Annotated in this window: 8 protein-coding genes; 3 read left to right on the forward strand and 5 right to left on the reverse strand. The window is 46.4% G+C overall.

The features are described from left to right. The coding region (locus WBA89_RS30270; RefSeq protein WP_424411373.1) for a M48 family metallopeptidase at positions 1-1,847 on the forward strand (1,847 nt) is incomplete at its 5' end. Between the two features lie 123 nt (positions 1,848-1,970). Here WBA89_RS30270 and WBA89_RS30275 read toward each other — a convergent pair. Continuing rightward, a complete protein-coding gene (locus WBA89_RS30275) occupies positions 1,971-2,366 on the reverse strand; it encodes a hypothetical protein (RefSeq protein ID WP_424411374.1) in 396 nt (131 codons plus the stop codon). Positions 2,367-2,424: 58 nt separating this feature from the next. Continuing rightward, positions 2,425-2,553, reverse strand: coding sequence for a hypothetical protein (locus WBA89_RS30280; RefSeq protein ID WP_424411375.1), 129 nt, complete (start codon positions 2,551-2,553; stop codon positions 2,425-2,427). A 589-nt stretch (positions 2,554-3,142) separates the two neighbouring features. On the opposite strand from WBA89_RS30280, the gene WBA89_RS30285 reads away from it, so the two are divergent. Beyond that, positions 3,143-3,706 (forward strand): RNA recognition motif domain-containing protein, encoded by a 564-nt coding sequence (locus WBA89_RS30285; RefSeq protein WP_424411376.1) that lies wholly within the window; start codon positions 3,143-3,145, stop codon positions 3,704-3,706. Here WBA89_RS30285 and WBA89_RS30290 read toward each other — a convergent pair. From WBA89_RS30290 to WBA89_RS30300, 3 genes are all read right to left on the reverse strand, one after another. Continuing rightward, positions 3,703-3,849 (reverse strand): hypothetical protein, encoded by a 147-nt coding sequence (locus WBA89_RS30290; RefSeq protein WP_194012649.1) that lies wholly within the window; start codon positions 3,847-3,849, stop codon positions 3,703-3,705. The two genes, WBA89_RS30285 and WBA89_RS30290, sit on opposite strands and share 4 nt — an antisense overlap. Before the next feature lie 204 nt (positions 3,850-4,053). Continuing rightward, positions 4,054-5,022 (reverse strand): tellurite resistance TerB family protein, encoded by a 969-nt coding sequence (locus WBA89_RS30295; RefSeq protein ID WP_424411377.1) that lies wholly within the window; start codon positions 5,020-5,022, stop codon positions 4,054-4,056. Positions 5,023-5,551: 529 nt separating this feature from the next. After that, a complete protein-coding gene (locus WBA89_RS30300) occupies positions 5,552-12,124 on the reverse strand; it encodes a CHAT domain-containing protein (RefSeq protein ID WP_424411378.1) in 6,573 nt (2,190 codons plus the stop codon). Positions 12,125-12,442: 318 nt separating this feature from the next. Between WBA89_RS30300 and WBA89_RS30305 the strand changes: the two genes are divergently transcribed. Then, a complete protein-coding gene (locus tag WBA89_RS30305; RefSeq protein ID WP_424411379.1) occupies positions 12,443-12,841 on the forward strand; it encodes a hypothetical protein in 399 nt (132 codons plus the stop codon). Positions 12,842-13,018: the final 177 nt, after the last annotated feature.

Below are 13,018 nucleotides of genomic sequence, written 5' to 3' on the forward strand. Positions count from 1 at the left end.
CAGAGACTTACCAACTGACTTGGCGCGAAGCAGGGCGCACAAAAAACCCGCAGCCGCTGAAACCGCTAAAATTGCTGAATTTTTGGATTGGGGCTGCTGTAAGTACGATCGCCCTATTTTTCCTCGCCCGATTTGTCCTGCAATTGCTGCTGACAAACGCTAATTTTCTATTGCTTCAGTTTTACATATTTACAAGACTGCCAATTTTCGCGCCGATCCAAATTTTTTACCGCGATCCAACTCCCTTTGTGCAGATAGTTTTTGGATTGCTTTTAGCCTCATCTCCCTGGCTGACAGACGCGCTGCTAAAACTATTTTGCGGCATCGAAACCCTGCGCGGCTCAGTTTTATCCAAGCACAGCAAAGAAGCTAGTCGGGTACTCCGCAGTTTTTGTACCAAGCAAAATATGCCAACCCCTGTACTGAAACTCTTGCCGCTGAATGTTCCTGTGGCTTTCAGTTACGGCTGTTTGCCCCGTTTTGCTCGGATTGCTGTGAGTAAAGGGCTGTTGGAAAAGTTGACTGATGATGAAATTGCGACTATTTTTGCGCGGGAATTAAGCCACATTTCTCACTGGGATTTTGCGCCGATGTCGCTGGCGTTGCTGGTGATTCAGATTCCTTATTTGATTTATTGGCAAGCGGCATACTGGAGTGAGAGGTTGTGCGATTTAATGACGATCGAGTTTTTGCGTTTTGCTGTGAGAAATTTGGCCGCTGCAATTTCTGCTATTAGTTACGGGATTTATAAGTTGTTGCGCTGGCCGATGTTGTGGCTGTCGCGCCGCCGGGTATATTTTAGCGATCGAACTGCGGCCGAAATTACGGGGAATCCTAACGGTTTGACGCGGGCTCTGGCTAAAATTGCGATCGGCATTGCTGAAGATGTCGAACAGCAAAAACAAACTAGCTTTTTTCTTGAAGGTTTTGATTTGTTGTTACCCCTGGGAGTCGGACAAGCTGCAACCATTGGTTCTGCAGCCTTGCGCGCGCCGCTGTCACAGATTTTGCTGTGGGATCTCACCAATCCCGATCGCGCTTGGCTGACCGTTAACAGCACCCATCCTTTGCTGGGAGAGCGTTTGAAGCTATTGGAACTTTACGCGCAATTCTGGAAAATCGAGACAGAGTTAGATTTGGCGAGTCTGTCGCTGGAATCACCGAAGAAACGAAAATTATCTCTGTTTAAATCAATACTCGAATTTAAAGACTCAAAACTATTTTTACAGGGCGCGCCGTTTTTTGGAATTCCCATGAGTTTGGGCCTGGTGGCGCTGCTTTGGCTGATTGGCTGGATTTTTTCGCAGACGAGTATTTGGCGGCTGGATTGGCTTTTGGGCGATCGATCGATCTTTTGGGGCTGTTTGCCGATCGGATTTAGCATCGGTACTTTGATGCGGATCAATTATTTTTTCCCCGACATTACGCCCAGAGAAACCGCTTCGCCCAGTTTACCGGAACTTTTGTCAAATCCCGATGTTCTGCCCGTTGATGCTCAACCAGTGCAGCTTTCCGGGCAGCTTTTGGGTAGGACTGGTATAGAAAATTGGCTGGGACAGGATTTGATTTTGCAAACGGCGACTGGTTTGGTGAGGTTGCACTATGTTTCGAGGTTTGGGCCCTGTGGTTCTTTGTGGCCGCAGCCTACTCGCCCCAGCGATGCGATCGGAAAACCAGTTGTGGCGACTGGTTGGCTGCGCCGGGGTGCTAATGTGGCGATCGACCTCGAAACCCTCCGCACTCAAGGCGGCCGAGTCAGTGACAGCGGACATCCGATTTGGTCTGCGATTTTGGCTTTTGCTGCTGCTTTTTGGGGCGCATACATTATTATCCAGGGCGGAAGATGAGGGAATTTGGCATTTGAGATTGCACAAAAGGTTCGTATAGCCTTTCTGTGCTCTGGTATGAGGTACTATCCGGGATAGGCCAAACCGCGCCTCACTTTTGTGAGAACCGCTATAGTACGGACTTCAGTTTGCACTACAAACCAATAGAACTCTTGCAAAAATACAGTTCACCCACCCCAACCCTCCCCGAACTCGCGGGTAGGGGGCAAGATTATTCTTGTTTCCCCCCGCAGGAGGGGGGACTAAGGGGGGTGAATTTAACTTTTGCAAGATATATAATGCTCTTCCCTCTTCCCTCTTCCCTCTTTTCACCCTAAGCTCTTCCCTCTTCCCTCTTCCCTCTTCCGACGGACTCACATCCGTTACATCCGTTACATCCCGTACATTGCTCGTTGCCGAACTTCCCTCTTCCGACGGACTCACATCCGTTACATCCGTTACATCCGTTACATCCGTTACATAATCCGTTGCCGAACTTCCTTCTTCCTTCGTAAAGAAAAGTTGCTTTTTTGCAGACATCCTGTTACATTTATTTATACAAATTGGATTGAAGCAAATAGCGCAATAACTTAGTTGACTAAAATCTGTAAAGCATTGCGTAAAAATTGTCAACCTCCCAACACAGCAAGTTCAGCCAGCCGCTTGTCGGCTGTTTTTTTCGATCGCCAATTTCGCCGTGCGCGATGAATTCAAAAAAGTGATTCAAAAGTCGTTTTGATTAAATTCAGCGTGAAATCTTCCTAAATAACTAGCTCTGTTACCCTGGCTGTGATACCTTTAAAGAATGGTCGGACGCTGCCGGGCCCAATTTGAAGGAGACCGGGCAAGCGAGCAGTTCTCAGCATGAGGAGCGAAATGAGGATCGAGGTAAGATTAATGGCCCAAAAAATGTTAGCGATTTTATCCATCACTGTATTAAACTGAATACTGGCATTCCGATCGCTTGAATTGACATCCTTGGACATAAATTTCTACACGGCTCTGGCTGCAAACATTCTGAATCAAAACCGCAAGCAAGAAATACAGAATAGCCAATAGCCTCAACATTTGAGTGATGACTAAAAGTTTACACAACAACCTGAGATTTCAAGGCTCTCTGCGTAGGCGGTTAAGTTCCGGCTTTATCAGAGTAAATCACCTTTTTTTTCAAAAAGGTGGGAGAATCTGTCAAGGTTGGTGGGAGGAATGCACAAATTATGCCGTTATGCGGTCTTTCCCTGAAGTCAATATTCAGTTGGCCGCAGGTAATTCTGTTCGAGCAAATTAATTAGAATCCTATTCTGGAGGAATTTTTCATGTCTATTCGTCTTTATGTTGGCAACCTACCCAAAGAACTCGATCGCCAAGAATTGCAAGAAGTTTTTGCACCCGAGGGCGAATCTGTTACCACAAAGGTAATTACAGATCGCAAAACAGGTAAATGCAGAGGATTTGGTTTTGTGACGGTGCTAACCGACGAACAAGCCGACCAAGTTATTGAGAAATACAACGGCTTGATGTTCAAAGAAAACCCGCTAAAAATAGAGAAGGCACTGCCCCGAACTAAGGGTAAATCTGAGAAAGGCGAAGAAGATCAGCAGCAGTCAACGTCGCCTGCTTCGCCGCAGTTGGCATCCGCATCAACATCGGTGCCGGTGCCCGCGCCGCAGCAACAGCAGCGTTCGGCTCCCCCAACTCAAGGTGGAGGCGGTTCTAGCAAAAGCAATCGCCGCCGGAGTGACAACAACAAATCCCGCCGCAATCAATCAACAACCACAGTGTCGAGCGCCGATTCTGGCTCGGTGCAGCCAGATCCGCGCTGGGCGAGCGCTCTGGAAGAACTCAAGCAGCGATTGCAGGAAGCTCAGACTACTAATTAATCGAAAATGGCGGCGAATTGCTGCTGTCTTCCGACTGGGGTTGACTGACTCTGGAAGTGCGATCGAGAACCGACTAAAAAGCCTGTTCTCGATCGTACTATTTTATTCCAAAAACCTCTAATATCAATTCCGGCTGCACTCATACATGATGTTAATGGTTAACAGTCAACAGTCAACAGTTAACAGTCAACAGTGAATTTACTATTCCTATGAAGAGAGGATTTGATATAATATCTAGCACCCCGCTAAAATAATCGTCACCGTATCGTAGCGCTGTTAACTGCTTTAATATCCTGTCCCCTCAATTGACAACTATAAGATTGGATCGCAGAAGCTAAAAGCAGTGTTTATTCCTCCCCAGAGAATTGGATCGTCTGAATAAAATCAAAAATCTTATTCATAAGATCCTCAACCTCCGACTCAATAGAACCCAATTCCTCCTGCTTCTCATAAATTCGCTGACAACTCACCGTGTAGCAAAAATCGTCAACTACCAAAGCCATAAATCCCCGGTAAGCATCCATCAAAGTAAGTTTACCGTCGTTTTGCGGTACGCTGACATTAGCACTCCCAGGCAAATCGGTCACTACAAAATAAGCATTTTCCTCTTCTAAATATTCACTGTAGAGTAACTGAGAATTAGGAAATTTAGCCAGAACCGTGTCATCAATAAACTTGTTAAGAAACAAAGTAAGATAAGCCCATTCCCCCGCTGATTCTATTAATTTTTTCACATCACCAGAAATCGGGAAATAATCAATTTTCAGCAAAACACCAAAATCGTCCGAAAAAGCAACAAAGCTTTTGTCATCCTCAATTTTACCGCCTCGTTGCCTCTCAACAGGAATCGAAACCACAAAATTGCCTAGAGCAGAAAAATACAGCGCCTCATCTGTCTCGACATCGTAATCTTCGAGTTTTAGTTCCGAGTATCCAGCAATTACATCCTCAATAATTGCCTTAGCTTCCTTATCGCCTACACCTAATACTTCTTGAAATTCCTTGAGAAAAGCCCGATGCTTCTGAGACACTTCGCCATCTGCAACAAACATTGCTGCGGTAATCGTAAAAGTATCTAACACCAACTCATCTGGGAGCGATTCACAAGCCGTATTAAATAATCCTCCTAAACCGTCTTTGGTAAGAATATCCGCGAGTTTTTGAAGAGTTGCTGACATATCATCTTCCGAGTATTCAGCAAATATTTCTGAATCCCAAATTCTGCTTATCAAGATATCGGCACTCACATCAGGGTAATTTGCCTCCGCTGCGACAAGTGCTACCGCCGCGACGGATTCCTCTACACGCAACTGCATTGATGATTTATCTTTGGACTTGAATATTTTAGTAAAATTGCCCACAGGTTTTGCTCCATTACAGTATTTGGCAAAGAACAGTTTATAACTTAATACGGTTCACTTAAGACGATCCCCCCTAACCCCCCTTAAAAAGGGGGGGATCAGAATGCCCTCAAAGTCAACCCCTACTCCCCTTCTGCCCCCCTGGGGGGGGGCAGGGGGGGGTGGGGATGCGAGGGGGATCTCCGGGGCATAAATATGTTAAGTGAACCGTATTGTTCTATATATAGCGGTTCTCACAAAAGTGAGGATAGCCCTATTCCCTATGCCCTATTCCCTATTCCCCATACCCTATGCCCTATGCCCCATACCCTATTCCCTATGCCCTATGCCCTATTCCCTATTCCCGGATAGTACCTCATACCAGAGCACAGAAAGGCTATAGCAATCCTAAATGATTTGTAGAACTACTCGTTACAAGTTCGAGCGAAAGTACGCTTCTGGGGCGAACCAATTTTATTGTTAAAATTAGATGCGCGCCAGTTTATTACCAAGGACTGCCAACCATTGTAAATCCCGCCCAAAAATGCGGGTGAGATAAATCTGAATTTGCTATTTGTTCGACTTTGGTAAGATCGATCGCCCTTTGAGTTCCCACCAACTTACCATCTTTAAATACAACCTGTTTGCGAATCATCGCCAGTTGAGCTTGTCTCAGGGCTTCAGCTTTAATCGGAGCCGATCGCAAATTAGCATAAAACTCGGTCATCAGCGCCAAAGTCGCAACATCTCTAACTTTCCACAAACTCGCCAAAGCTGATTTTACACCGCTGCGGACAGCCAATCCAGCAAATCCCATTTCAGCAGTATCATCGCCGATCGCAGTTTCGCAAGCACTCAGCACCAACAACTCTACTTGCGTGCGATCGTACCACTTCGCCTGCCTAAATTCATTCAGACTCAAAGAGCGATTCCAGAGGTCAATTTCAGCTTCTTTTCGTCCGTTTATCTGCGGAAAACTTGCGTGAGTAGCTAAGTGTACGATTTCAAAAATCTGCTGTTCTCGCTGTTTCCTGAGATTTTCTAGAGTGAATCCTGTATTGAGAAAAGAGCGGCCTTGCCACAAAGGAAATGCTGCTTGGTTTTGGGTTGCGGTTCTCGTGCCGGCGATCGCAGATAATTCGATCGGCACCGCAGGCAAAGGAACTTTATTGGGAAACTCAGAAGCGCCCATTGCTAAAACTTGGGAGTTCCGCAAACTTCGATAATTTGTCTCAGTCAAACTAACGCTAGGAATTGAGCCGAGACTGTATTTTTCTATTAAAAATTGGTTGCCGTCGTGCAAAGCAGCTAACGGAAATTGCCGCAAACCTGCATCAAACGAAAAAATCAGCGTGTCAATATTTAATTCTTCTAATTTTGCAGAAATTGGCGCAATCAACCATTGGTGAAGTTCCTTAGCGCTTGGCAAATAACTCAAATTTTTAGAATCATTGGTGTTTGCCAAATATTCCTGAAAAACTTTCACAGTTTTTAGCAGTTTTTTACTATTAACAGGCGCTCTTTTGAGAATAGCAGGGCCGTCGGGAACCACTAAAACTAGCGATACTTCTTTCAGCCGAACGATCGCATAAACAATTACAGCTTTTTTCCCGGTTTCTTCCTTAATCTTTTTCAGAGTTTCTCTCAGATATTCAACGTTGACTTTTTTATCCGTGAGATTTTCCCCATAATAATTCTCGTAGTCTTGTTCAAAGAGTCGATCGATCTCAGAAACAGCTTCATCAGCATTATTTTGGTCGAGAGTTTGTTCGACGCTCGCCCTGCTGATTTGTAAAGGAATTAAATTGGGAATATTGGGAATATTGGGAATTTCCGGTGTCGGAGTTGGCGCGGGAGTTGGTGCGGGAGTTGGTGCGGGAGTTGGTGCTGGAGTTGGTGCTGGAGTTGGCGCTGGAGTTGGCGCGGGAATTGGTGCGGGCGCTGGAGTTGGATTAACCGGAGGTGATTCTATTGGCGCAGAGATTTGGGGAATATTTGCCAACCAATCAGGAGGATTTTCAGCAGCAGGTTGTTCCGGAGCAGGTGCGGCGGCGGGAGGGGGAGTTAAGACGATGTATCCGTCTGGTGCTTCGGCGGAAGAAGCGCCAAGCTGCGGGGGTTTTTCGGGAGGGTTTTCTGATGCTGGAACAAAGGTAAGATTGGGTGTTTCAACTGGCGGTATGTCGATCGATATTTGTTGATTATTGTTAAGTTGAAAGCCAATTCTGGTATTTCCGGTTTCCGGATTTTGATTGACAGAAGTTTCAGCACCCAATAAATCTCCGATTAAAAAAGCTAAATCTTGTTGCGGATTTGAGCTGACTGCGGGTTGCGGCGCAGCACTTGCGGGTTGCGGCGCGATCGCACTTGCAGGTGTCGGCTGAATTTGAGCTACAGGGGCGGTTTGTAGGGGCGGTGCCCCCGTGCCCGCCCCCAACGGCGCGGGATTTGGCGCGATCGAAGGTTGAGCGGCGATCGGCTGTTGGGGGGCGCTAGAAACGTCGATTTGGGAAGCAGGCGGAATAGTCGGCGCAGAAGGTATGCGGGCTGCAGCATTGGGTGTTGTGGGCGTTGAGCGCTGCGTGGGGCGGGTGCGGGGCGGCAGTGTGGGTGAGAAGAAATCTTCTGGCAATGCAGGTATTTGGAAGTTGAAGGGAGAATTAGTTATCTCATCGGGTGTTGGCGAAGGCGCGATCGAACTTTCGGGTGTTGGAGAAGGCGCGATCGAACTTTCGGGTGTTGGCGAAGGCGCGATCGAACTGTCGGGTGTTGGAGAAGGCGCGGTGGATGGGTTGGGGACAAGTGCGATCGGCCTTCCCGCGAGTGTTGCAGGCGCAGGCGCTGGAGTAGCTGTCGGCGCGGGTAATGGAGTCGCACTCGTGACAGGTGCCGGCGCGGGAGTAGCAGCGGGAGTTGTTGCAGCCGCCGGCGCGGGAGTCGCACTTGCTACAGGCGCGGGCGTTGGAGTAACTGCCGGTGTCGCAGCAGGCGTTGGAGTAGCTGCGGGTGATGCAGAAACAGTTGGCGGCACGGAGATAATTTGAATGCGATCGCCATCCTGTTTGTGAGTATAAAGATAGGAGTTATCGGTCAAAATTGTTTGGATCGGATCGGAATTTCCCCTAGTAATTGCACCGGCAGTGCCATTTGTGGCAGAATTGCCGACAACAAACGGTGTCAATCCCGCTCCTCCGTGGCGGATAATTATCGTACCGCCGCCGCTATCTCCCGGATTTCCCGCAGTAGAAATGCTGGCATCAATGCCGTTTCTGTCGGTGAACGAATTGAGCGATCGAAAAAATCTTCCCATCTGAATTTCGACATTGCCGCCGATACTGTCCTGACTTTGAGCAGTAATTTGATTCACCGTAATATCGCCCGAACTGCTGCGGTTGTAAGCCGTGACATTGCCTGCATTCCGCTTCGCCGAAGAGTCAATATTACCAACAGCAATACTTCCTGCAGCGTCGAGCAAAATACTGCCGCCGTTGCCTGCCGACGAGGTATTGATATTGCCCGCAGCAATATTTGTACCCGCACTCAAAGCAATATTTCCGCCATTGCTGGGGGAAGTCGCATCAAGCTTTCCTGTGGCGATCGCTCCGTTTTCGCTAAACAAAGAAATTCCGGCGGGGGAGGTAATATCTTGGGCGGTGATGTTATTGGTTGTAACAATGTTAATTTTGCCGGGATTTTCGGTAATGTCATCTTGAATGTCGATGCTGTTGAGGGGATTGAATCTGCCAACTTCCCCGCCAAACTGCACGATTCCCGCATCGGGATTGACAGTAAGATTGTAAAGCCCGTCAACAGTTGAATTAAAATTAATATCGCCCGTACCGGAAATTTTAACAGATAAATCGTTAGCTAACGTGACGGGAGCGCTAAATGTGATGTTGTTGCGGTTAGTTTCGATATTGCCGCTAACAGTAATCGAATCATTTGCTTTGACATCAATCTTGCCGCCAGTAATAGAAATACCGGGAGCGAAAGTGAGGGAATTAATACTAGATGTCGCAACAGAACCTTTAGCATCTATGCTAACATCTCCGCCCCGGCCACTGCCGGCAGCAGTAATAATTGGGCCGGCAGTTGTGTTGATATTAGCGCCGCTTTGAATGCGGAGATTGCCGCTGTTGGCGTTGAAGCCGCTTAATAATAAAGCTCCAATTCCGGCAGTAGTGATATTGCTGCTAGCTTCGAGGGAAATACTGCCGCCACTGTTGCCGCCGATCGCATTTATAATTCCGGCAGTAGTGTCGATCGCCCCGCCGCTTTTGAAAGTAATTGAACCGCCGTCTAGATTGCCGATCGCCCGGATGTCGCTGGTAGTAATATTTCCTCCAGCATTTAGATTTACATTGCCACCTGTATTAGTTTTAAGTCCGGGAAATGAACCGTCATAACTTGTCAATAGCTGACCTGTAGTGATATTTCCATTGCTATTAGTAAAGTTAAGATTTCCACCCTGTATTCCCGATACTGACACGCCGCCTATATTAATGTCACCGCTGGCAGTAGATAAAGTAACGTTGCTGCCGTTGCCGTTACTAGAAGTACCCGCCATCGCGGTTCCTGTTGTCGGTGTTGTGATGCCGGTGCTGGCTTGAATGGTAATATTTCCAGCCGCGCGATCGCCCGTGGTGTCGATCGTTCCGGTATTTATGGCACCGGCAGTGCTCGTAAGGGCGATCGGGCCGCCGTCTTGATTTGCCGTTACATTGAGATTGCCAGTCGTAATATTGCGATCGGCACTCAAAGTAATTGCGCCGCCATTTTCTGGGTTAAAAATAGTATCGTTTCCGGAATCCTGAGAGCTAGTTGCATTTAATTTTCCAGTAGTGATGCTGCCATTCGTGCTAGTAAAATTAACCCTCCCACCTTGCAATCTACCGTAGTTTAATACATTACCTGTTATAATATTTCCACTGGTAGACAGAGTAATCCTGCCACCATTACCCTTGTCTGAAGAATTATTGAGGTCGCCAAGCTGGATATTGCCATTTACGCTTGTAATATTAATATTTGCACCATTTGCTGTAGATTCATCTAGACTCTCTGCACCTATATAACCTACGTTAATGTTACCATTTGCCTGTAACGTTACAGAACCAGGAATGCTGGACAAAGCGCTATTTCCAGTGGTTATATGTACGCCGCTTGGAGGAAAAATAATAGCTCCCTGTTCGCTGATGATTGTAACATTACCACTACTGCCAGTAGGTACTATATTAGGAACTCCTCCTGCAAAACTCTCTATGCAAAAACTAGGGGAAGGACAGTCTAAAGTAATATCGTTTTTTGCTTTGAGGGTAATGTTACCACTATTGTTGACTGCTGAAAAAGTAGCTATATTGCCTTTAATAGTAAAGCTGCCACCTGCATTAACACTAATATTACCGCCATTGCCAATCCTCGTAGGAACTAGAGTAGTAAGTTCTCCTGTAGAAATGTTGCCTCCAGCAGTCAAAGATATATCACCACCATTATTATTAAACCCATTTGTTCTAATCCCTTCTGTTTGAATGTCTCTTGTAGCTTGTAGAATTACAGGACCTACGATAATGGGCTGACTGACATAAGTATCAATTTTTCCTACTACTTGAATGTCGCCACCAGATCGCAAAATTACCGCTCTAGAAGTACGCAGAATAAATTCATCAGTACCGGGCGCACCGCCAGTAATATTTGCATCGGGATTCGTAATTATGATATCTCCATTAAAAATAATATTTCCCGTTCCCGAAGTCGTATCTACCTTGAGGGAAGCCCCCGTATATCCTTGAAATATACAATCACCAATTGCTCCCATAATTGGATCGTACAAACTTGTAAAATTAGCAGGTTGACCCGACAAATCGAGAATTGACATATTACTGCCACTTCTAAAGTGAGAATCTGTAGATATAATGCCATCACTCGCCAAAGTCAAATTTCCACCGCTGACAAAAGGCGTTTCCGAAAGATGATTCAGCGCCAAAATATCGATACTTCGATCGCCCCGAATATACAGATTACCGCCAGCATTCGCCACAAACGGATTTGCTACACTGTCGCGCACCCGCACCGTATCGTCAGCCAGCAAACTCAAATCGCCAGTTGTACGCAACAGACTTTCAACTAATGTCAAATTGCGATTAGCTGACAGAGTTGCATTCTGGGCAGTTACTTCTTTAGCAACAACATCCCCATTCTCTACCTGCAAACCACCAGTTAATTCTACTTGCCCTTGAGCGTTAACTGTAACCCCCGTTGCACTTCCCCCGCCGCCCGCCAACAACTGCGGCAAAGATGCAACTGGCAACACCCAATTTTGAGGCAAACTTCCCGCTACAGACTGCGGCTGAATCTCCAAACTCAACAGATTTCCCGGCTGGCTAATTCTGACCAAACTCTCACCCGGAACCGCCGCCACAATAATATTTCCTCCCGGCGCAGAAAGTTGTCCCGCGCTCAAAACCGTGCCGCCCAACAAACTTAAATTTTGCCCTTCTCCCACCGCCAAATTGCCAAAATTGACAATACCTCCCGGTTGTGCATTTGTAAAAGCAAAAGTATTCGGATTTCCGACTAATTGAATATAATTATTATTCCCAGCAGCGCCAAACCAGCTATTACCAAAACCGATACCTGTAGCGGTGGTAGCGGTAAAAGAACCGGGAATATTCAAGCTGCTATTTGCACCAAAAATAATCCCCGCCGGATTAATTAAAAATAAGTTAGAATTGCCACCTGTTATTTGAATTAATCCGTTAATTATCGAAGCATCGCCGCCGACAACGCGCCCTAAAATATTGCGAATATTGGGATTTGATATAAAGTTAGCAGTTTGCCCTTGAGTTAAACCAAATTGTTGGAAACTGTGAAAAAGATTTGCACCGTCGCCGGATTGTTTGCCGCCGTTGATGTCAAATTGGTTGCCATTTGGAGAGATTTGAGTATTGGTACCGTCAGCGGCGGGGGTAATTTGGGCTGTGGCTGTTTGGGATGGCGTGAAAATTCCCGTTTCCCAAATTGCTGAGGCGCTAAATGCGAGGCAGATGAGGAGAAAGCGAGTTTTTGTGTCTGTTGATTTCATGGTGTTTCTGCATTTATTTTTGCGGTCAGTTCATCAACAATAAATTATAATAATATCGCAATGCTTGCGGGGCGAGCTAAGGGCTTTTTGGGTTGCTGCGCCGGTTGAATAAACCCGCCCTCTCTCACTGCTTATTGACATTGCTGCAATTTCATGTGAATTGTATCAGAGATATTGCACCAATATCAATAACCTGTAGGGGCTGCCCTCACCAATAACCTTAAAGCTTGCAAACAGTAACATACCCCCTTTACCATCCGGCGGTTGAAACCGCCAGAAAGTCAAACAAAGTTGCTCGTTACCAGGAAGAGCCTGGTAATGCAGATAGGCGAGGCTCTGCCTCCTTTTGGTTCGAGGATGGGCGATCGTTTTTCTGAGGAATGCAGCAAATTAATGGTAGAAAAACGGGTCAAAGCCTGTGTCCCTAGAGTATCAAAATATGATAAACTTAGTAAAAGCACTCGCCTTCAAGATATCCCAGCCATGAAGCTTATTTCTTTGTCAGCACATTTTGATGGGCAATCTATTCAGCTAGATGAACCTTATAAGCTTGAACCAAATATAAAACTCATTGTTACAGTTCTCCCGGAACAATTAGCAGAACGCGAAGCCTGGTTGTGGTTGTCAAGGCATCAACTAAACAATGCCTACAATCAGAACGACGATTACCCGCTTGATGCAATTAAAACACCCAATCCTGACTATGCAGGAAGCTGATGTTGTTCTCACCCGTGGGGTGTTAGCCGTTTTTTATTAGCAAGGCCCAGGCCGAATCCCAGATAAGCTGTTGTGCACTTAAATTGTATATTTTGATGACAATAAAAAATCGTCAAATCCTCTCCCCCTCTCCCCCTCTCCCCCTCTCCCCCTCCATCGCCATACACAATCTATACG

Source organism: Microcoleus sp., from assembly GCF_049646505.1.
In the GTDB taxonomy this organism is placed as follows: Bacteria; Cyanobacteriota; Cyanobacteriia; order Cyanobacteriales; family Microcoleaceae; genus Microcoleus.